This window comes from Mesorhizobium sp. USDA 4775 (assembly GCF_054062655.1).
Genome location: NZ_JBSSFM010000001.1, coordinates 4,823,139 through 4,844,996, shown reverse-complemented (window position 1 = coordinate 4,844,996; position 21,858 = coordinate 4,823,139). Strand labels below are relative to the sequence as shown.

General features: G+C 64.4%; 16 protein-coding genes and 1 pseudogene. All 17 read left to right on the top strand.

Annotated features, from left to right (window positions below):
- The first annotated feature begins 4 nt into the window (after positions 1 to 4).
- Positions 5 to 400 carry a cell division protein FtsL gene (ftsL, locus tag ACVILI_RS23675; RefSeq protein WP_010910261.1) on the top strand — a complete coding sequence of 132 codons (396 nt, stop codon included), beginning with the start codon at positions 5 to 7 and terminating at the stop codon, positions 398 to 400.
- Positions 397 to 2,106 carry a peptidoglycan D,D-transpeptidase FtsI family protein gene (locus ACVILI_RS23670; protein ID WP_038647732.1) on the top strand — a complete coding sequence of 570 codons (1,710 nt, stop codon included), beginning with the start codon at positions 397 to 399 and terminating at the stop codon, positions 2,104 to 2,106. The genes ftsL and ACVILI_RS23670 overlap by 4 nt, the downstream gene beginning before the upstream one ends.
- A 54-nt stretch (positions 2,107 to 2,160) precedes the next feature.
- Positions 2,161 to 3,616: pseudogene (locus ACVILI_RS23665) on the top strand (UDP-N-acetylmuramoyl-L-alanyl-D-glutamate--2,6-diaminopimelate ligase).
- Positions 3,613 to 5,046 (top strand): UDP-N-acetylmuramoylalanyl-D-glutamyl-2,6-diaminopimelate--D-alanyl-D-alanine ligase, encoded by a 1,434-nt coding sequence (locus tag ACVILI_RS23660; RefSeq protein ID WP_038647729.1) that lies wholly within the window; start codon positions 3,613 to 3,615, stop codon positions 5,044 to 5,046. Before ACVILI_RS23665 ends, ACVILI_RS23660 begins: the two are co-directional and overlap by 4 nt.
- A 23-nt stretch (positions 5,047 to 5,069) precedes the next feature.
- On the top strand, positions 5,070 to 6,152 hold the full coding sequence (gene mraY, locus ACVILI_RS23655; protein ID WP_010910257.1) for a phospho-N-acetylmuramoyl-pentapeptide-transferase: 1,083 nt from the start codon (positions 5,070 to 5,072) through the stop codon (positions 6,150 to 6,152).
- Between the two features lie 10 nt (positions 6,153 to 6,162).
- On the top strand, positions 6,163 to 7,563 hold the full coding sequence (gene murD / locus ACVILI_RS23650) for a UDP-N-acetylmuramoyl-L-alanine--D-glutamate ligase (protein ID WP_038647727.1): 1,401 nt from the start codon (positions 6,163 to 6,165) through the stop codon (positions 7,561 to 7,563).
- Complete coding sequence (gene ftsW, locus ACVILI_RS23645; RefSeq protein WP_038647725.1) at positions 7,563 to 8,714, top strand: putative lipid II flippase FtsW; 1,152 nt, start codon at positions 7,563 to 7,565, stop codon at positions 8,712 to 8,714. The genes murD and ftsW overlap by 1 nt, the downstream gene beginning before the upstream one ends.
- 1 nt (position 8,715) lies before the next feature.
- On the top strand, positions 8,716 to 9,843 hold the full coding sequence (gene murG, locus ACVILI_RS23640) for an undecaprenyldiphospho-muramoylpentapeptide beta-N-acetylglucosaminyltransferase (protein ID WP_019859092.1): 1,128 nt from the start codon (positions 8,716 to 8,718) through the stop codon (positions 9,841 to 9,843).
- Positions 9,840 to 11,240: a UDP-N-acetylmuramate--L-alanine ligase gene (murC, locus tag ACVILI_RS23635; RefSeq protein ID WP_019859090.1), complete on the top strand. Its 1,401-nt coding sequence runs from the start codon at positions 9,840 to 9,842 to the stop codon at positions 11,238 to 11,240. Before murG ends, murC begins: the two co-directional genes overlap by 4 nt.
- Positions 11,237 to 12,202 carry a UDP-N-acetylmuramate dehydrogenase gene (murB, locus tag ACVILI_RS23630; RefSeq protein ID WP_069092481.1) on the top strand — a complete coding sequence of 322 codons (966 nt, stop codon included), beginning with the start codon at positions 11,237 to 11,239 and terminating at the stop codon, positions 12,200 to 12,202. Before murC ends, murB begins: the two co-directional genes overlap by 4 nt.
- A 445-nt stretch (positions 12,203 to 12,647) precedes the next feature.
- On the top strand, positions 12,648 to 13,574 hold the full coding sequence (locus ACVILI_RS23625) for a D-alanine--D-alanine ligase (protein ID WP_457102629.1): 927 nt from the start codon (positions 12,648 to 12,650) through the stop codon (positions 13,572 to 13,574).
- Positions 13,562 to 14,503 (top strand): cell division protein FtsQ/DivIB, encoded by a 942-nt coding sequence (locus tag ACVILI_RS23620; RefSeq protein WP_019859085.1) that lies wholly within the window; start codon positions 13,562 to 13,564, stop codon positions 14,501 to 14,503. Before ACVILI_RS23625 ends, ACVILI_RS23620 begins: the two co-directional genes overlap by 13 nt.
- The gene (gene ftsA / locus ACVILI_RS23615) at positions 14,500 to 15,807 is read left to right on the top strand and encodes a cell division protein FtsA (RefSeq protein WP_010910249.1); all 1,308 of its coding nucleotides are present in this window, start codon (positions 14,500 to 14,502) and stop codon (positions 15,805 to 15,807) included. Before ACVILI_RS23620 ends, ftsA begins: the two co-directional genes overlap by 4 nt.
- Before the next feature lie 66 nt (positions 15,808 to 15,873).
- Complete coding sequence (ftsZ, locus tag ACVILI_RS23610; RefSeq protein WP_038647720.1) at positions 15,874 to 17,553, top strand: cell division protein FtsZ; 1,680 nt, start codon at positions 15,874 to 15,876, stop codon at positions 17,551 to 17,553.
- A 279-nt stretch (positions 17,554 to 17,832) separates the two neighbouring features.
- Positions 17,833 to 18,783 (top strand): UDP-3-O-acyl-N-acetylglucosamine deacetylase, encoded by a 951-nt coding sequence (gene lpxC, locus ACVILI_RS23605; RefSeq protein WP_019859083.1) that lies wholly within the window; start codon positions 17,833 to 17,835, stop codon positions 18,781 to 18,783.
- Between the two features lie 264 nt (positions 18,784 to 19,047).
- A complete protein-coding gene (locus tag ACVILI_RS23600; protein WP_019859082.1) occupies positions 19,048 to 19,917 on the top strand; it encodes an outer membrane protein assembly factor BamD in 870 nt (289 codons plus the stop codon).
- A gap of 218 nt (positions 19,918 to 20,135) precedes the next feature.
- Positions 20,136 to 21,809 carry a DNA repair protein RecN gene (gene recN, locus ACVILI_RS23595; RefSeq protein ID WP_019859081.1) on the top strand — a complete coding sequence of 558 codons (1,674 nt, stop codon included), beginning with the start codon at positions 20,136 to 20,138 and terminating at the stop codon, positions 21,807 to 21,809.
- Positions 21,810 to 21,858: the final 49 nt, after the last annotated feature.

The following is a 21,858-nucleotide window of genomic DNA, read 5'->3' as shown; positions in this document are numbered from 1 at the left end:
GCACGTGTTCCGTACCAGCGACATTGTCCTGATCGCCGTCATGGTTTCGGCGGCGGCCCTGACCTACAAGACCAAGCGCGAGGCCGAGGATCAGTTGGCGGCGGTGCAGAAGATCCACAACCAGATACGCTACGAGGAGGAGACGATCGACCTGCTCAAGGCCGACTGGAGCCTGCTCACCCAGCCTTCGCGGCTGCAGAAGCTCGCTGAGCTCTACAAGTCGCAGCTCGCGCTCGAGCCGGTCAGCGCCCGCCAGATCGTCGGCCTGAGCGATCTGCCGGCCAAGGCCCTGGATATCCAGGATATTCTGAACGGACGCCAGGGCGGCATGGCCGACAATTCCGACAAGGCGCCTGCGGACGGCAAGGATCCCGTCGTGACCGGAGGCATCGCCCAATGATCGGCAAACTGCTGAAGCGTCGCCCCAGGACGGGTGAAGATGGATCGATCGTCGTCGAGGGCGCCCGCAAGGCGACCGGCGGCAAGGGCAAGGCGCGCATCGTGATGACGATGGCGGTGTTCTTCGGCATCTTCTCGACCATTTCTGGGCGGCTGGTCTATCTCGGCTTCCAGACCCCCGATTTGTCGGGCGGCCCGCAGAGCCGGATCACCGCCTCGCGGCCCGATATCGTCGACCGCAATGGCGAAGTGCTGGCGACCGACATCAAGACGGCGTCGCTCTTCGCCGAGCCGCGCCGCATCGTCGATGCCGACGAGGCGATCGAGAAGCTGTCGACGGTGCTGCCCGAGATCGACTACGAGCAGACCTACCACAAGCTCAAGAGCGGCGCCGGCTTCGTCTGGCTGCAGCGGCAGCTGACGCCCAAGCAGCAGGCCGACATCATGCAGCTCGGCATTCCCGGCTTCGGCTTCCGCACGGAGAAGCGCCGTTTCTATCCGAGCGGCGAAACGTCATCCTACATTGTCGGCCTGACCAACATCGACAACCAGGGCATCTCCGGCATGGAGAAATATATCGACGAGCAGGGCCTGAGCGACCTGCAGGCGTCGGGCCTGGCGGTGGCCAAGGATCTCAAGCCGGTGAAGCTGTCGATCGATCTGCGCGTCCAGCATGTGGTGCGCGACGAAATCGCCGCCGGCCTGGAGCGCTACCGCGCGATCGGCGCCGGCGCCGTCGTGCTCAACGTCAAGACCGGCGAAGTGATCGCCATGGCCTCGGTGCCGGATTTCGATCCGAACAATCCCTACAATGCACAGGAAAAAGATCGGCTGAACCGTATGTCGGCGGGCCTCTATGAGATGGGCTCGACCTTCAAGAGCTTCACCTCGGCGATGGCGCTCGATTCCGGCAAGGCGACGATGAACAGTCGTTTCGACGCGTCGCATCCAATCCGGGTAGGCCATCAGGCCATTCACGATTTCCACGGCAAGAACCGTGTGCTGTCGCTGCCGGAGGTGTTCCTCTATTCGTCCAACATCGGGTCGGCCAGGGAAGCCGAGCTGGTGGGCATCGAGGGGCACCGGGAATTCCTGCATCGCCTTGGCATCCTGGAAAGGATGCAGACCGAACTGCCGGAAGTCGCCCGCCCGACCGAACCGAAGGTCTGGAAACAGGTCAATTCGTTCACCATCGCCTTCGGCCATGGCGTATCGACGACGCCGTTGCAGGCGGCTGTCGGCTGCGCGGCACTGATGAATGGCGGCTATTTGATGAATCCGACCTTCCTGGTGCGCACGCAGCAGGAAGCGATGGCGATTGCCAAAAAAGTCGTCAACGAAAAGACGGTTGAGGGCATGCGCTACCTCTATTCGCTCAATGCCGAGAAGGGCTCGGCCAGAAACGCCAGAGTCCCCGGCTACCGCGTTGGCGGCAAGACCGGAACGGCCGAAAAGGTCATCAACGGCCGCTACTCTAAAGACCTGAATTTCAATACCTTTGTCGCTGCCTTCCCGATGGACGATCCGCAATATCTGGTGTTCACGATTGCCGATGCACCGCACCCGGAAAAGCCCGGGATGACCGACGTCGCGGCCGCGAATGCGGGCGTCATAGCGGGTAATATCATCAGGCGGTCGGCGGCCATGCTTGGCGTGAAACCAGATTTCAGCCATGAAAATGGTGCAACGTTGGTTTCCTACGAGTGATTCTTAGGGCGCGCCGGCGACTGCGCGCTATTTTATTGCGGTGAACGGAACTCGATGAAGCTCAGAGATCTAGCCGGTGTCCTGCCAGTCGAAGGAACAGCTTCCGCCGATCTGGAGGTTACCGGGATTTCGTCCGATTCCCGCCAGGTAAAACCGGGCGTCGTCTTTTTTGCGCTCGCCGGTACCAAGGCGGACGGCGCGGCTTACGCTGCCGACGCGGCCAGGCGCGGCGCCCTAGTGATCGTGTCAGGCAAAAGCAGTTCCATCGCCGGACTGCCGGTTCCGGTGCTGGCGGTCGACGATCCGCGCCTGGCGCTGGCGCTGAGTGCCGCCCGCTATTTCGGCAAGCAGCCGCAGACCATGGTGGCGGTGACCGGCACCAGCGGCAAGACCTCGGTCGCCGCCTTCACCAGGCAGATCTGGGAGCAGGCGGGCTATGCCGCGGCTTCGATCGGCACCACCGGCGTGGTGGCGCCCGGCCGCAACGACTATGGCTCGCTGACCACGCCCGATCCGGTTGCCCTGCATCAGCTGCTGCGGGAATTGGCCGATGCCGGTGTCACCCACGCTTCGATGGAAGCCTCCAGCCATGGGCTCGACCAGCGCCGTCTCGACGGGGTGAAAGCTCGCCGCCGGCGGCTTCACCAACCTTGGCCGCGACCATATGGACTACCATCCGACGGTCGAGGATTATCACCGCGCCAAACTGCGCCTGTTCGACACGCTGCTGCCGAAAGGCGCGCCGGCGGTCATCTTCGCCGACGATCCGTGGTCGGCGCCGACGATCCAGGCGGCCCAGGCTGCCGGGCTCAAGGTGCTGACGGTTGGCCGGCATGGCGATTTCCTCACGCTGAAGCGGGTCGAGCACGAACGCCATCGCCAGCGCGCCGAGGTCGAGGCCGAGGGCGTGCTTTACGAAATCGACCTGCCGCTGGCCGGCGATTTCCAGATTTCGAACGCGCTGGTTTCGGCAGGGCTCGCCATTTCCACGGGAACAACTGTCGCCAAGGCATTGGCCGCATTGGAAAAATTGAAGGGAGCGCCGGGTCGGCTCGACCTCGTTGGCACCACGGTCAGTGGTGCGCCGGTCTATGTCGACTACGCCCACAAGCCCGATGCGCTGGAAAACGTGCTGGCTTCGGTCCGCCCGTTTACCACTGGTCGCGTCATGGTCGTGTTCGGCTGCGGTGGTGACCGCGATCGGGGCAAGAGGCCGATCATGGGCGAAATCGCCACCCGGCTTGCCGATGTCGTCATCGTCACCGATGACAATCCGCGCTCCGAAGTGCCCGAAACGATCCGCGCCGCCATTCTGGCCGCCGCACCCGGCGCCATCGAGATCGGCGACCGGCGCAAGGCGATCCACGAGGCTGTCGCCATGCTTCATGCCGGCGACACGCTGATCGTGGCCGGCAAGGGGCACGAGGAAGGCCAGACGATCGGCACCGAAACCCTGCATTTCTCCGACCACGAGGAAGTCCGCGCGGCGCTGCGGGAGCGTGCCGCATGAGTATGCTGTGGACCTCCGAGGCGCTGGTCGCGGCCATGGACGGGCGGCCGCTCGGGCCCATGCCCGAGGGCATATCGGGCATTTCGATCGACAGCCGCAGCCTGCAGCCGGGTGACGCCTTCTTCGCCATCAAGGGCGAGGCGATGGATGGTCACGACTTCGCCACCGCGGCCATCAAGGCCGGCGCCGGCGTGCTGGTGGTGGCGGAAGGCAAGCTGCCGTCGCTCGGCCGGCTGACGGCGCCGATTATCGTCGTCGAGGACGTGCTGGTTGCATTGGAAAAGCTTGGTGTCGCGGCGCGCGCCCGCTCCCAGGCCAAGATCATCGCGGTGACCGGGTCGGCCGGCAAGACCACCACCAAGGAAGCGCTGCGCCATGTGCTGTCGGCGGTCGGCAAGGTGCATGCCTCGGCACAGTCCTTCAACAACCATTGGGGTGTGCCGCTGACGCTGGCGCGCATGCCCGATGATTGCGACTATGCCGTCTTCGAGATCGGCATGAACCATCCCGACGAGATCCGGCCGCTGGTGAAGATGGTGCGGCCGCATGTCGCCATCGTCACCATCATCGCGGCGGCGCATCTCGGCTTCTTCCGCAATCTCGACGAGATCGCCAAGGCCAAGGCCGAGATTTTCGAAGGGTTGGAGCCAGAGGGTGCGGCCGTCCTCAACCGCGACGATGCGCGCTTCAAGCTGCTCGACAAGATGGCGCATGCGGCCGGCGTCGAGCATGTCTACGGCTTCGGCGAGAATGCACGCTCGACCTTCAAACTCACCAGATGCGAATTGCATGCCGACCACTCCGACATCGCCGCCCGGATCGGCGGTCATGACATGATCGCCCGCATTGGCGCGCCCGGCCGGCACATGGTGCAGAACGTGCTGGCGGTGCTGGGCGCGGCGCAGCTGGTTGGCGCCGATCTCGACAAGGTGGCACTGGCACTGGCCGATCTTTCGGCTGAGCGCGGCCGCGGCAAGCGCCATGTGTTGCGCCACCCCGGTGGGCCGATCACGCTGATCGACGAGAGCTACAACGCCAATCCGGCTTCGATGGCGGCGGCGATGGCGCTGCTCAACGCGACGCCGGTGACGGGTGAGGGGCGCCGCATCGCCGTGCTCGGCGACATGCTGGAACTTGGCGAGCATTCGGCCAAGCTGCATGCCGCCCTAGCCGATCTCATCGTCGGCACCGGCACGCAGACCGTGTTCCTTGGCGGCCCCGAAATGCGGGCACTGGCGGAAGCGCTGCCTGAGGACATCAAGACGGAATACCGCGCCGGCGTCGAGGAATTGAAGCCGGTGCTGCTTGCCGCGCTGAAGCCGGGCGACGTGGTGATGATCAAATCGTCGAAGGGCATCGGTTTTGCAAAACTGGTCGATGCGCTGCTGGGCAAATACCCGGCTGAAACGACAACCAGCAAACTGACCTAGGTCAAGTCGGGGGACGAAAGCGCATGTTTACACTGCTGGTCGATTTCGCGGACAAGATCTCGGTCTTCAATGTCTTCCGTTACATCACGTTCCGCACCGGCGGGGCGTTGATCACCTCGGCGCTGATCGTCTTCATCTTCGGACCGACCATCATCAATTCGCTGCGGCTGCGCCAGGGCAAGGGGCAGCCGATCCGTGCCGACGGCCCGCAGACGCATTTCAAGAAGGCGGGCACGCCGACCATGGGCGGGCTGATGATCCTGTCCGGCATCATCGGCTCGTCGCTTTTGTGGGCGAACCTGTCGAGCATCTATGTCTGGGTCGTGCTGCTGGTGACGCTGGGCTTCGGCTCGATCGGTTTTTATGACGACTATCTGAAGGTGACCAAGCAGTCGCATCTCGGCTTCTCCGGCAAGGCACGGCTGGGGCTCGAATTCATCATCGCCGGCATCGCAGCCTGGGTAATCATGCATAACGGCCAGGCGCCATTCTCCTCGTCGCTGACATTTCCCTTCGCCAAGGAATTCATCATCAACCTCGGCTGGTTCTTCATCCCGTTCTCCTGCTTCGTCATTGTCGGTGCCGGCAATGCGGTCAATTTGACAGACGGCCTCGACGGACTGGCGATCGTGCCGATCATGATCGCGGCGGCATCCTTTGGCGTCATCGCCTATCTCTCGGGCAATGCGGTGTTCGCCGAATATCTGCAGATCCACTTTGTGCCCGGCACCGGTGAACTCGCGGTCGTGCTGGGCGCCGTCATCGGCGCCGGCCTCGGCTTCCTCTGGTTCAACGCGCCGCCGGCGGCGATCTTCATGGGCGACACCGGTTCGCTGGCCATGGGCGGCCTGATCGGCACGGTGGCGGTGGCCACCAAGCATGAGATCGTGCTCGTCATCGTCGGCGGATTGTTTGTCGTGGAAATCCTGTCGGTCATCATCCAGGTCGGCTACTTCAAGATGACCGGCAAGCGCGTGTTCCTGATGGCGCCGATCCACCATCATTTCGAAAAGCTCGGCTGGACCGAGAGCCAGGTGGTGATCCGCTTCTGGATCATCGCCGTCATCCTGGCGCTGGTCGGCCTCTCCACCCTGAAGCTCAGATAGGTAGCCTCCCTTGATCCCCGCCGCATCCTTCGCAGGCAAACAGGTTTCGCTCTTCGGCCTCGGTGGCTCGGGGATCGCGACCGCGCGGGCATTGATCGAGGGTGGGGCGCAGGTGCTTGCCTGGGACGACAATCCGGACAGCGTCGCCAAGGCAGCCGCCACCGGCATCGCGACCGCCGATCTGCGCGGCGCCGACTGGGCGAAATTCTCGGCTTTCGTGCTGTCGCCGGGCGTGCCGCTGACGCATCCCAAGCCGCATTGGACGGTGGAATTGGCGAAGGGCGCCGGCGTCGAGATCATCGGCGACATCGAGCTTTTCTGCCGCGAGCGGACGCTCAGCGCGCCAACGGCGCCTTTCATCGCCATCACCGGCACCAACGGCAAGTCGACCACCACCGCGCTGACGGCGCACATCCTCAAATCGGCGGGCCGCGATACCCAGATGGGCGGCAATATCGGCCGCGCGGTGATGACGCTCGACCCGCCGAAGCCCGACCGCCACTATGTCGTCGAGTGCTCGTCCTACCAGATCGACCTCGCGCCCTCGATCAATCCGACCGCCGGCATCCTGCTCAACCTGACGCCGGACCATCTCGACCGCCACGGCACCATGCAGCACTACGCCTCGATCAAGGAGCGGCTGGTGGCAGGCAGCGAGACGGCGATCATCGGCATCGACGATTCCTGGTGCGCGCAGATCGCCGAGCGGCTGGAGCGGGCCGGGCGGCAGGTCATCCGCATTTCCAAGCGGCTGCCGCTGACCGACGGCTATTTCGCCGACGGCACCAATCTGATGGAGGCCGTGCACGGTCGCTACAGCAAGGTCGCCTTCCTCGAAGGCATCGGTTCGTTGCGCGGCCAGCACAATGCGCAGAACGCGCTTGCCGCGGTCGCCGCTTGCCTGAAGGTCGGGCTCGACCTTGGCGAAATCCAGTCGGGGCTCGAAAGTTTTCCGGGCCTCGCGCACCGCATGGAGCAGGTCGGCCGCAAGGGCCATGTCCTGTTCGTCAACGATTCCAAGGCGACCAACGCCGATGCGGCCGCCCCCGCACTGTCGAGCTTTCCGCGCATCTACTGGATCGCCGGCGGCCTGCCCAAGGAGGGCGGCATCGAGCCGCTGCGCGGCTTCTTCCCGCGCATCGCCAAGGCCTATCTGATCGGCGAGGCCGCACCTGCCTTTTCGGCGACGCTGGGCGAGGCGGTGCCCTACGAGATCTCGGGCACGCTGGCCAAGGCGGTCGAACACGCCGCGCATGATGCGGCCAAGGACGACAGCGGCGAGGTGGTGGTGCTGTTGTCACCGGCCTGCGCCAGTTTCGACCAGTTCAAGAATTTCGAAGTTCGCGGCGAAGCCTTCAGGCAAGCTGCGAGCGCTATAGATGGCGTCAAACCCATCGGAGGGGCACGATAATGCAGAGCCGTCTCGATAAAAGTCCTGTCGCAACCTGGTGGTGGACGATCGATCGCTGGTTCCTGGCGGCGTTCCTGTCGCTGATGGGGCTGGGCATCGTCTTGTCCTTCGCCGCCAGCCCAGCGGTGGCCGAGCGCATCGGCCTCGACAGTTTCCACTTCGCCACCAGGCAGATCATCTTCACCGTGCCGGCCCTCGGCGTGATGCTGGCGGTCTCCTTCCTCGATTCCCGGCAGATCCGGCGCATGTCGCTGATCATGCTGTGCCTGATGCTGGTGCTGATGGTGGCGGTGCTCTATATCGGCGTCGAGGTGAAGGGCGCACGGCGCTGGGTGTCGCTTGCCGGCCTGTCGATCCAGCCGTCCGAGTTCCTCAAGCCGGCCTTCGTCATCATGTGCGCCTGGCTGTTCGCCGAGCACAAGCGCCAGCCCGACATTCCCGGCAATTTGTTCGCCATGCTGCTCCTGGTGCTGGTCGTGTCGCTGCTGGTGGCGCAGCCGGACCTCGGCCAGACCATGCTGACGACCGGCACCTGGGGTATCATGTTCTTCATGGCCGGGCTGCCCTGGCTGTGGATCATCGTGCTGGGTGCTGCCGGCGTCGGCGGCGTCTTCGCCGCCTATACGGTGTTTCCGCACGTTGCCTTGCGTATCGACAAGTTCCTCACCGGCGAGGGCGATACGTTCCAGGTCGACATGGGACGCGACGCGCTGATCAATGGCGGCTGGTTCGGCGTCGGCCCAGGCGAGGGCACGGTCAAGCGGGTCATCCCCGACAGCCACGCCGACTTCGTCTTCTCGGTCGCTGGCGAGGAATTCGGGCTGATCATGTGCTTCTTCATCATGTCGATCTTCGCCTTCATCGTGCTGCGCGGCCTCAACACGGCGCTCAAGGAACATGACGATTTCACTCGCTATGCGGTCGGCGGTCTCGTCACCGTGTTCGGCCTGCAGGCCGTCATCAACATGTGCGTCAACCTGCAGCTGGTGCCGGCCAAGGGCATGACGCTGCCCTTCATCTCCTATGGTGGCTCCTCGCAGATCGCCATCGCCATTTCGATGGGCATGGTGCTGGCGCTGACCCGCAAGCGGCCGGAGAAGCGCAAGCAAATGGGTTTTGCGCTGCCGCCGCGCGCTTTACCGGCGGAGTGACATGGCGAGGGGTGTCATCCTTCTGGCGGCGGGCGGAACCGGCGGACATCTGTTCCCGGCCGAGGCGCTGGCGCATGAGCTGAAGGAGCGCGGCTGGACGGTGCATCTGGCGACCGACGACCGCGCCGAGCGGTTTGCCGGCCACTTCCCGGCCGCTGCCGTCCATCCGATCCAGTCGGCGACGATGGGCTCGAAAAATCCCATCGCCGTGCTTGGCGCGTTCTGGAAAATCTGGCGCGGCGTGCGCCAGGCCTCCGCCATTATCGGCCGGATCAAGCCGGATGCGGTGGTCGGCTTTGGTGGCTATCCGACCCTGCCGCCGCTCTACGCGGCGACGCGGCGCAAGGTGCCGACGCTGATCCATGAGCAGAACGCGGTGATGGGGCGCGCCAACCGGGCGCTGGCCGGCCGTGTCGATGCCATCGCCGGCGGCTTCCTGCCGCAGGATACGAGTGCCACCGGCGAAAAGACGGTGACGACGGGCAATCCCGTCCGGCCGGCGGTGTTGGAGGCGGCCAAGACGCCTTATGCGGCATCGACGGGGGAAGAGCCTTTCCGCCTGCTGGTGTTCGGCGGCAGCCAGGGCGCGCAGTTCTTTTCCGATGCCATGCCGGGAGCCATCGCGCTGCTTTCGGATGCACAGCGCAAACGTCTGGTGATCACGCAGCAGGCCCGCGCGGATGACGTAGCGCGGGTGAAGACGGCCTATGCCGCGCTTGGCGTCACCGTCGAGGTCTCGCCCTTCTTCACCGACATGGCGGCGCGCATGGCCGCTGCCCATCTGGTGATTTCGCGCTCCGGCGCCTCGACCGTCTCGGAGATCGCCGTCATCGGCCGGCCGGCGCTGCTGGTGCCCTATCCCTATGCGCTCGACCACGATCAGGCGGCGAACGCGGCAGCCCTTGCCGCTGCCGGCGGCGGCGAGGTGCACCCGCAATCGACGCTGTCGCCCGAGCGCATCGCGGCCCTTGTTGGCGGGCTGATGGACAATCCCGAGCAGCTGGCGGCGATGGCTGCGGGCGCGAAATCGGCCGGCAGGCCGGACGCGGCACGGTTGCTCGCCGATCTCACAGAGGCTATTGCGTCCCAAAAAACCGTTTCGGATTTCAGGAAAGGGACGCAAGCATGAAGATGCCGCAGACCATCGGCCTTGTGCATTTCATCGGCATTGGCGGCATCGGCATGAGCGGCATCGCCGAGGTGCTTCACAATCTCGGCTACAAGGTGCAAGGGTCCGACCAGGCCGACAGCGCCAATGTGCAGCGGCTGCGCGACAAGGGCATCGAATGCTTCGTCGGCCACAAGGCCGAGAATCTTGGCGATGCCGAGGTGGTGGTCGTCTCGACGGCGATCAAGAAGACCAATCCGGAGCTGAAGGCCGCGCGCGAAAAGCTGCTGCCGATCGTGCGCCGCGCCGAGATGCTGGCCGAACTGATGCGCTTCCGTCAGGCGGTGGCGATCGGCGGCACGCATGGCAAGACGACGACGACCTCGATGGTGGCGACCTTGCTCGAAGCCGGCGGGCTCGATCCGACCGTCATCAATGGCGGTATCATCAATGCCTATGGCACCAATGCCCGCATGGGCGACGGCGAGTGGATGGTGGTCGAGGCCGACGAGAGCGACGGCACCTTCCTCAAGCTGCCGGCCGACATTGCCGTCGTCACCAACATCGATCCCGAGCATCTCGACCACTACGGCAGCTTCGACAAGGTGCGCGAGGCGTTCCGCCAGTTCGTCGAGAATGTGCCGTTCTACGGCTTCGGCGTGATGTGCACCGACCATCCGGAAGTGCAGGCGCTGGTCGGCCGCATCGAGGACCGCCGGGTCATCACCTATGGCGAGAACGCGCAAGCCGATGTGCGCTTCACCAACCACCGCATGGCGGGGGCCACCTCCGAGTTCGACGTGGTGATCCGCGACCGCAAGACCGGCAGCCAGAGCACGATTTCAGGCCTGCGCCTGCCGATGCCCGGCCGCCACAATGTCTCCAACGCCACCGCGGCCATCGCCGTCGCGCATGAGCTCGGCCTGTCCGGCGAGGCGATCAAGAAGGGCCTGTCGTCCTTCGCCGGCGTCAAGCGCCGCTTCACCCATACCGGGTCCTGGAACGGCGTCGATGTCTTCGACGACTACGGTCACCATCCGGTCGAGATATCGGCGGTGCTGAAGGCGGCGCGCAGCGCCACCAACGGCCGCGTCATCGCCATTGCCCAGCCGCACCGCTTCACCCGGCTGCACGATCTGTTCAACGAGTTCTCCGCCTGCTTCAACGACGCCGACACGGTGATGGTGGCGCCGGTCTATGCTGCCGGCGAAGACCCGATCGACGGCGTCAGCTCGGACGAGCTGGTGTCGCGCATCCGCGCCGGCGGTCATCGCGATGCGCGCTACATAGAGGGTCCGGCAGCGATCGCGCCCATCATTCGCGACCTGGCCAAGCCCGGCGACTTCGTCGTCTTCCTCGGCGCCGGCAACATCACCCAATGGGCCTATGCTCTGCCAAAGGAGCTTGCCGCCTCATGATGCACGGCCAGGCCCTGATCGACAGACTTGGCGACCGGCTTGCCGGCCTGCGCGGCCGTCTCACGCCGAATGCCGAGATGGACAAGATCACCTGGTTCCGCGCCGGTGGCCTGGCCGAGGTGCTGTTCCAGCCGGCCGACGAAGAAGACCTTGCCGCGTTCCTGCGTGCGGTTCCCGAAGAAATACCTCTTACCGTCGTTGGTGTCGGCTCGAACCTTCTGGTCAGGGACGGCGGCATTCCGGGTTTTGTCATCCGGCTGTCGGCCAAGGGCTTTGGCGAGGCCGAGATCGTTTCGCCGATCAGGATTAAGGCGGGTGCCGCCACGCCCGACAAGCGTGTCGCGGCCCTGGCGCTGGAAGCCGGCATTGGCGGCTTCCATTTCTATCACGGCATTCCAGGCGCCATCGGTGGGGCGCTGAGGATGAATGCCGGCGCCAACGGCGTCGAGACGCGCGAGCGCGTGGTCGAGGTGCGCGCGCTCGACCGTAAGGGCAATGTCCAGACACTGAGCAATGCCGAGATGGGCTATGCCTATCGCCATTCGGCGGCTCCTTCCGGGCTGATCTTCACCTCGGCCGTGTTCGAAGGCTTTGCAGAGGACAAGGCCACGATCAAGGCGGCGATGGACGCGGTGCAGAACCACCGCGAGACGGTGCAGCCGATCCGCGAGAAGACCGGCGGCTCGACCTTCAAGAATCCGGAAGGAACGTCGGCCTGGAAGGAGATCGACAAGGCGGGCTGCCGTGGCCTGATGATCGGCGGCGCGCAGATGTCGCCGATGCACTGCAATTTCATGATCAACACCGGCACCGCGACCGGCTACGACCTCGAATATCTCGGTGAGACGGTGCGCGCCCGCGTGCTCGAACATTCGGGCATCCGGCTGCAGTGGGAGATCAAGCGCATCGGCAATTTCCGGCCCGGGCATGCCGTCCAGGAGTTTCTGGGTCAGCTTCTCTAGGTACGCTGATATTCAGGTGATGCCGGCCTGCAAACGACGGCCTTCTCCGCTTCCGGTGCTCACGGACCCGAATGTCCGCTCCGCTCCGGTTCTCGAAGGCCATCGTTTTCGACTCGGCCTGACCTGAACCTCAACGTATCTTCGCTGTTCATGAAGTTCATGTGATGCATGAACTTCAATGCGCTCGCAAAACGCGCAAAACCGTTGCTCCAAGGACTCAGCGGCGCGGTTTTCGCAGCCATTTTCTCAGAAAGTGAATCTCTCGGATTCATAAGCACTTGCCAGTGAATCAACTCTCTGATTCTCTGCTGGAAAGCGTTTCCTGATTTGAGTCGTTCGACGCGTTACCCGCGTTTTCCGTCTGGGGGGCAACCTGCCGGGAGACTCGGACTCAATGTTGCGGAAATCTTGGTTTTTGGTCCGCCGTGAGAGGGGATGACGGGGAATGAAAAGCAAGCATGTGGCCGTCCTGCTGGGAGGTTTTTCGTCCGAGCGGCCCGTGTCCCTGTCCTCCGGAAAGGCCTGTGCCGATGCGCTGGAGAATGAGGGTTATCAGGTCACCCGCGTCGATGTCGGACGCGATGTCGGCTCGGTGCTTGCCGAACTCAAGCCTGACGTCGCCTTCAATGCACTGCACGGCCCGTTCGGCGAGGACGGCACCATTCAGGGCATCCTCGAATATCTCGCCATTCCCTACACGCATTCCGGCGTGCTCGCCTCGGCGCTCGCCATGAACAAGGAGCAAGCGAAGAAGATCGTCAAATCGGTCGGCGTTCCCGTCGCCGAATCGAAGGTCGCCAATCGCTTCGCCATCCAGAACAAGCATCCGATGAAGCCGCCCTATGTGATCAAGCCGGTCAATGAAGGATCGAGCTTTGGCGTCGTCATCGTGTCGGAGGGGCAGTCGCATCCGCCGCAGGTCGTCGGCTCGTCCGAATGGAAATATGGCGATACCGTCATGGTCGAGCGCTACATCCACGGGCGCGAGCTGACCTGCGCCGTCATGGGTGATGTGGCGCTTGGCGTCTGCGAGATCATCCCGACCGGCCATTCCTTCTATGATTACGATTCAAAATATGTCGCGGGCGGATCAAAACACGAATGCCCCGCAAAAGTTTCACCGAATATTTACCAAAAAATACAGACACTGGCGCTCAAGGCTCACCAAGCTGTCGGCTGTCGGGGCGTTTCCCGGTCGGACTTCCGTTATGACGATCGTCACTCCGAAAATGGCGAAGTTGTATGGCTCGAGGTCAACACTCAGCCGGGCATGACGCCGACGTCTCTGGTGCCTGAAATCGCGGCCCATGCCGGGCATTCGTTTGGTGAGTTGTTGAGTTGGATGGTGGAGGACGCTTCGTGTCTGCGTTGAAATGGGGACAGGGCAAGGGGAAGGGCGCGGCTGGGCCGTCGCTGTTCGGCTTGTCGTTGTCATCGGGCCATTTCGTCCTGCCGCGCGTGCTTCGCCGCCCGGTGCGCATCCTGGCGCGCCTGGGCGGTGGCGAATTCGAGGTGCCGCGCTTCTCCGCGGCGATGATGTCGGCGGTGCTGCTCGCTTCGAGCGGCGCCTATGGCGCCTATCTCGGCGGCCATGCCGATGGCATCATCCAGAGCATCACCGCCCGCACGGGCTTTGCCGTCGATCAGGTCAAGGTGGTCGGCAACCGCCAGACCTCCGAGATCGACATTCTCGACAGGCTCGAGCTCGACGGCTGGACCTCGCTGATCGGCTTCGACGCCGAGGCCGCGCGCGAGCGCATCTCCGGCCTGCCGTGGATCGAGGTGGCGGCGGTGCGCAAGGTCTATCCGCATACGCTGGAAGTGCGCGTCGAGGAGCGTGAGGCTTTCGCGCTCTGGCAGCAGGGCAATGATCTCTCGGTCATCGAGAGGGATGGCGCGGTCATTGCGCCGTTCTCCGGCGGCAAGCAGGTGCTGCTGCCGTTGCTGATCGGCGAGGGCGCGCCGGCCAAGGCGCCCGACTTCCTGGCCAAGGTCGAAAAGTACCCCGACCTCGCGAGCCGCGTAAAAGGCTATATCCGCGTTGGCGATCGCCGCTGGGACCTGAAGCTCGACAACGGCATCACCGTCAAGCTGCCCGAGGACGGGGAAAACCAGGCGCTCGCCGAACTGGTCAAGATGGATAAGGACAAGGGGCTCTTGTCGCGCGACATCGCTGCGGTCGACATGCGCCTGACAGACCGGCTGGTCGTGGAGCTGACGCCCGAAGCGGCGACGCAGCGCGAGGCCGCGCTCAACGAGAAGCCGAAGACCCTCAAGCGCAAGTCGGAGACGAAGATATGAGCTGGCTTGGCGGTTCAGGCGATGCCTCGTCGCGCCGATCCGGCACTCTGACAGTGCTGGATGTCGGCTCGAACAAGGTCTGCTGCATGGTGGCCAAGCTCAAGCCGAACGATGACGGCAAGCTGTTGCGCGGCCGCTCGCATCGGATCCAGGTGATCGGCATCGGTCATCAGAAGTCGCAAGGCGTGAAGTCGGGCGTGGTCGTTGATCTCGACCGGGCCGAGCATGCCATCCGCCTGTCCGTCGACGCCGCCGAGCGCATGGCGGGGCTGACGGTCGATTCGCTCATCGTCAACATGACTGCCGGCCGGCTGAAGAGCGAAGCCTTCTCGGCGACCATCAACCTTGGCGGCCACGAGGCCGACGAGGCCGACATCAAGCGCGTGCTCGGCGCCGGCGCCAAGCAGGCGCTCAAGGCCGAGCGCGAGGTGATCCATTCGCTGCCCGTCGGCTTCTCGCTCGATGCCGAGCGCGGCGTGCGCGATCCGCGCGGCATGGTCGGCGACGCGCTTGGCGTCGACATGCATGTGCTGACGGGTGACGCGGCGCCGATGCGCAACCTCGAACTCTCCATCAACCGCTCGCATCTGTCGGTCGAGCGCATGGTGGCGACGCCCTATGCCAGCGGGCTGGCGGCTCTGGTCGACGACGAGCTGGAACTGGGTGCGGCCTGCATCGACATGGGCGGCGGCACGACGACGATCTCGGTGTTTTCGGAAGGCAAGTTCGTCCATGGCGACGCCATCGCCATCGGCGGCAATCACGTCACGCTCGACATGGCCAAAGGGCTTTCGACCTCGCTCGATGCCGCCGAAAGGCTGAAGGTCATGCATGGTTCGGCGCTGCCGGGCAGCGCAGATGACCGCGACCTGGTCTCGATCCAGCCGATCGGCGACGATGGCGATGTGCCGCTGCAGATTCCGCGTTCGGTGATGACGCGCATCGTGCGCGCCCGCATCGACGAGACACTCGAACTGCTGCGCGATCGGCTGAACAAGTCCGGCTACGGCAACGCGGTCGGCAAGCGCGTCGTGCTCACCGGCGGCGCCAGCCAGCTGGCCGGCCTGCCGGAAGCGGCGCGCCGCATCCTGGGGCGCAATGTGCGCATCGGCCGTCCGCTCGGCGTGGCGGGCCTGCCCGAAGCAGCGAAGGGACCGGCCTTCTCGGCCGCCGTCGGGCTTCTGATCTATCCGCAGATGGCGAGTTTCGAGAGCCATCCTGCAAAAGGCATTTCCGGTCTCAGGATGACCGGAACGGGTGGAAAACTGCATCGCATGAGTCAGTGGTTGAGAGACAGTTTCTAATTGACGGGGACAGCCCCATAGGCGGCCGCGGCGGCGAAGCGGCGTGAAAGGCAAAGGACGGAGACAATGACCATCAATCTGCAGAAGCCGGACATCACCGAGCTTAAGCCGCGCATCACCGTGTTCGGTGTCGGCGGCGGCGGCGGCAATGCCGTGAACAACATGATCACCGCGGGCTTGCGCGGTGTCGAGTTCGTCGTGGCCAACACCGACGCGCAGGCGCTGACCATGTCGAAGGCCGACCGGCTGATCCAGCTCGGCGCGCATGTCACCGAAGGCCTCGGCGCCGGCTCGCAGCCGGAAGTCGGCCGCGCGGCGGCGGAAGAGTGCATCGACGAGATCATCGACCACCTATCCAACACCCATATGTGCTTCGTCACCGCCGGCATGGGCGGCGGCACCGGCACCGGTGCTGCTCCGGTTGTTGCCCGCGCCGCGCGCGAGAAGGGCATCCTCACCGTCGGCGTCGTCACCAAGCCGTTCCACTTCGAAGGCCAGCGCCGCATGAAGACGGCCGATTTGGGCATCGAGGAACTGCAGAAATGCGTCGACACCCTCATCGTCATCCCCAACCAGAACCTGTTCCGGCTGGCCAATGACAAGACCACCTTCGCCGACGCCTTCGCCATGGCCGACCAGGTGCTCTATTCCGGTGTCGCCTGCATCACCGACCTGATGGTCAAGGAAGGCCTGATCAACCTCGACTTCGCCGACGTGCGTTCGGTGATGCGCGAGATGGGCAAGGCGATGATGGGCACCGGCGAAGCTTCGGGCGAGGGCCGCGCGATGGCCGCCGCCGAGGCTGCGATCGCCAACCCGCTGCTTGACGAGACCTCTATGAAGGGCGCCAAGGGCCTGCTGATCTCGATCACCGGCGGCCGCGACCTGACGCTGTTCGAAGTCGACGAAGCTGCGACCCGTATCCGCGAGGAAGTCGACCAGGACGCCAACATCATCCTCGGCGCTACTTTCGACGAGGAACTCGAAGGCGTCATCCGCGTCTCGGTGGTCGCCACCGGCATCGACAAGTCGGCGGCTGAAATCGCCGCGGCGCCGATCTCGATCCGTACGGCACCGCAGAAGCCGGCCGCCCGTCCGGCCGTGGCTGCCGTGGAGAGCCGCCCGGCGCCGGTCCAGCAGCCTGTCTATGAGCCGCGCGCCGCGGACCCGGTCGCCGAGGCCATCCAGCTCGCCGAGTCGAACGCTGCCGCCATGGCGCAGGCCCGCCCGGCTCCTGTCGCCCATGCGGACGATTTCCGCCCGCAGAGCAAGATCTTCCAGGCGCCGCCGCAGCAGCCAATGCCGCAGCCGGTTGTCCAGCAGATGCAGCCGGCCCCGCAGCCGCGCGAAATGCTGCGCGAGGTCCAGCAGCCGGTGGCGATGGCACCGCAGCGCATGCCGCGCGTCGAGGACTTTCCGCCGGTGGTGAAGGCCGAGGTCGACGCCAAGAGCCGCCCGGTGGACCACGAGAACAACAGCGGCCCGATGGGTCTGTTGAAGCGCCTGACCAACGGCCTGACCCGCCGCGAGGAGGAACCCGCAAGGCTGCAGCCGGCGCAACCGCGCGAGCCGAAGCTGCGCCAGGCAGCGCCTGAAGTGCGCCGTCTCGCCAGCCAGGACGCCCAGCTTTATGCGCCGCGCCGCGGCCAGCTGGACGACCAGGGCCGCCTGACGCCGCAGACCAGGGCGACTCAGGACGACGATCAGCTGGAGATTCCGGCGTTCCTGCGCCGCCAGGCCAACTGAGCGGTTAACGGACCGTAACAATTGTTAACAGGCAAGCAAGGAATTGCTTGCCTGTTAACGTTTTAAGTGCTGTAGAATCAAATAGTTACGATGTGGAGCTTACTCTGGTTCGCGGTTACAGAGGGTAAGAAACCGTGATTTGGAGTCTCCTTGGGGGGACATTATCTTCGCTGCCTACCATAGTCGGTCTGCCGGGATTTCGGGGAAGTGGCCCTGCCTGCCGATTTAACAAGAGCCGCGCCCTCGGGCTGGAGAAGCGGACTTAGGCATATCGGGCTTATGGGGATTGTCTTGCACGACTACCAGACGACAGTGAAAACGCGCGCGTCGCTTACGGGCACCGGCGTTCACAGTGGCAAAGAAGTTTCCATCAGTTTCCTGCCGGCGGATGCCGACACCGGCATCGTGTTCCAGCTCATCAATAGCGACGGGCTGGGCCGCGAGTTCCGCGCCCTGTTTTCCGAGATCGGCGCCACCGATCTGTGCACCATGCTTGGCGATCCCTCGGGCGAGCATATCGCCACGGTCGAGCACATCATGGCCGCGCTGTTCGGGCTCGGCATCGACAATGTTCTCATCGAGATCGACGGCCACGAGGTTCCCATCCTCGACGGCAGCGCCATGGCCTTCGTGGAAGCCATCGACCAGGCGGGCATCGAGACGCTGCCGGTCAAGCGGCGCTATATCAGGGTCGTCAAGCCGGTTCGCATCGAAAACGGTGCTTCCTGGGCGGAGTTCAGGCCCTATGACGGCACCCGCTTCGAGGTCGAGATCGATTTCGAAAGCCCGGCCATCGGCCGTCAGCTCTTTGCGTCGGACATCAATGCCGACATTTTCCGCCGCGACGTTGCGCGCGCCCGAACCTTCGGCTTCATGAAGGATGTCGAGCGGTTGTGGGCGGCCGGCTATGCGCTGGGATCTTCGCTCGAGAACTCGCTCGTGATCGGTGACGACAACCGCGTCATCAATATGGGCGGCCTGCGTTATCCCAACGAATTCGTGCGCCACAAGACGCTCGACGCCATGGGCGACCTGGCTCTGGCCGGCGCCCGCTTCATCGGCTGTTTCCGCTCCTATCGCGGCGGTCACAGGCTGAACGCTGCGGCGCTGCGGCGCCTGCTGTCGGACCGCACGGCCTTCGAGATCGTCGAGACGACACGCCGCGAGCGGGGCCGCGCGGCGGAGATGAGCGCCGTCAATGCGCCGCTCTACGCGCCCTGGATGATCTAAGCTCCGCACCGTTTTCGCACCCTGTGGCGGAATGCCGGGTGTTGCAGGAATGCATCATCGGTCGGCGAAAATATAGGGATGCGTCGGCGCCGTCGCGCCGCCACAAAAATGCGCCATTGCCCGGAGATAGCGTTGCCGGGCAAGGCGGTTATGGTTTATGGCTGCTGCCGTCGATTAGTGCATGTCGCTCAAAAGTGGGGACCAGTTTTGGGACAACAGCATGCAAGAGGCATTAAAATAACGCCGAAAGGGCGCAATCCAATCATGTTCTTCAAGCGAGTCGGTCAATCGAAAGCGCCAAAGCGGTCTGTTCTCCTGGCGCTTTCGCTGGTTGTTCCATCGCTCTTTCTGTCGGCCTGCATGTCGTCGGAGAAAGACATCGACCTGTCGAAATATGTCGACCAGACCGAGCCGGCCGACGTTCTCTACAACCAGGGTCTCGCCAATTTGAATGCTGGCCGCCTGGACGAGGCGAGCAAGAAGTTCGACGCCGTCGACCGCCAGCATCCCTATTCGGAATGGGCCCGCAAATCGATGGTGATGGGCGCTTTCACCGACTACAGAAAGGGCAGCTACGACGAGGCGATCTCGTCGGCCAAGCGCTATCTGGCGCTTTATCCGTCCACCGATGACGCGCCCTATGCACAGTACATCATCGGCCTGAGCTACTATCGCCAGATCAAGGATGTGACGCAGGATCAGAAGGAAGCGCGCCAGACGCTGCAGACGATGCAGGATCTGGTCACGCGCTGGCCGACGTCGGAATATGTCGACGACGCCAAGGAGAAGATCCGCTTCGCCAACGACCAGCTCGCCGGCAAGGAAATGCAGATCGGCCGCTATTATCTGGAGCGCCGCGAATACATCGCCGCCGTCAAACGCTTCCGCACCGTGGTGGAGAACTATTCCAACACCCGCCACGTCGAGGAAGCGTTGGCCCGCCTCACCGAAAGCTACTACGCGATGGGGCTGACCTCGGAGGCCCAGACGGCCGCAGCGGTGCTCGGCACCAACTATCCCGACAGCCCGTGGTACAAGGACTCCTACAAGCTCCTGCAGAGCAACGGGCTTTCGCCGCGCGAGAATGCCGGATCGTGGATTTCCAAGGCCGGCAAGCTGATCACCGGCGCCTGATCTGTCAGGCGCAAGCGTGCGTAGCGCGCTTTTCGGATTGATCCGATGCTGAAACAAAAAGATAGTGCGGCGCTGCGACTCCAATCGGTCGCGTGCCGCTCCACGGCGGTTCAGTGGTTTGATTGAAGCGCTGAGCCGTCCCAACTTTTTGTTCTACGCAATTCCCATGGGAAAAACGCTCCGCACTTTTCCTGGAATTGCCTGAGGTCCGGGTTCTGATGCTTTCCAGACTGTCGATCCGCGATATCGTCCTGATCGAGAAGCTGGATATCGACTTCCAGCCGGGCCTTTCCGTGCTGACCGGAGAAACCGGCGCCGGCAAGTCCATCCTGCTCGATGCCCTGTCGCTGGCGCTCGGCGCGCGCGGTGACGCTTCTCTGGTGCGCCATGGCGCGGCACAAGGCCAGGTCATTGCCGTGTTCGATGTGCCGCGCAACCATCCGGTGCGGGCGCTGCTCGTCGAAAACGCCATCGAGGACGATGGCGACATCATCCTGCGCCGCGTGCAGACGGCGGACGGCCGCACCCGCGTGTTCGTCAACGACCAGCCATCCAGCGTGACCCTGATGCGCGATGTCGGGCGCGCATTGGTCGAGATCCACGGCCAGCACGATGAGCGCGCCTTGGTCGATCCCGGCGCCCACCGCGACGTGCTCGACGCGTTCGGAGGCCATCTCGGCGCGGTTCGCTCGACCGGCGAGGCCTGGCGCCACTGGCGTGCCGGCGAGCAGGAGCTTACGCGCCACCGCGCCAAGGTGGCGGCGGCGGCGCGCGAGGCCGACTATCTGCGTGCGGCGGTGGCGGAACTGACCAAGCTCGATCCGCAGCCCGGCGAGGAAACGGAACTTGCCGAACTGCGCGCCCATATGATGCGCGCCGAGAAGATCGCTTCCGAAATCCATGACGCGCAAGATGTGCTGTCCGGCCCGTCTTCGCCCTTGCCGCAGCTCGCCAGCCTGCTGAGACGGCTGCAGCGCAAGGCGACGGAGGCGCCCGGCCTGCTCGAGGATGTGGTCAAGTCGCTGGACGAAGCCATGCTGTCGCTCGACGCCGCGCAATCCGGCGTCGAGGCGGCACTTCGCGCCACGGAGTATGACCCGCAGCGGCTCGAGAAAGCGGAGGAGCGGCTGTTTTCGCTGCGGGCGGCGTCTCGCAAGCACAGTGTGGCCGTCGACGATCTGGCGCAGCTGCGCGACACGATGGTTGCCGATCTGGCCGATCTCGACGCCGGCGAGGAACGCCTGCACGGGCTGGAAAAGCAGGCCGCCGCGGCGCGCGAGGCCTATGACATCGCCGCCGCACAGCTTTCCTCGCTTCGCCACGCGGCGGCCGTCGGCCTGACCAAGGCTGTCATGGCCGAATTGCCGGCGCTGAAGCTCGAACGCGCCGCCTTCATCGTCGAGATGAAGAGCGAGGCCGAGACCCGCATGGAAGAAGGCATCGACCAGATCGAGTTCTGGGTGCGCACCAATCCCGGCACGCGGCCCGGGCCGATGATGAAGGTGGCGTCCGGCGGCGAGCTGTCGCGCTTCCTTTTGGCGTTGAAGGTGGCGCTGGCCGACCGTGGCTCGGCGCCGACGCTTGTCTTCGACGAAATCGACACCGGCGTGGGTGGCGCCGTTGCGGACGCCATCGGCCAAAGGCTGGCGCGGCTGTCGAAGCGCGTGCAGGTGCTGTCGGTCACCCATGCGCCGCAAGTGGCGGCGCGCGCGGCGACGCATTTCCTGATCTCAAAATCGGGCAGCACCGACCGAGTGGCGACCGGCATTGCCGAGATGGACAGGCCGGCGCGGCAGGAAGAGATCGCCCGCATGCTGGCCGGCGCCACGATCACCGACGAGGCACGCGCCGCCGCCGAAAGGCTGCTGCGCGAGAACACAAACGCGGCATAAGGCCATCCAGCGTCATTGACGGGGCAGGATATGGCAGCGAGTCAGGATA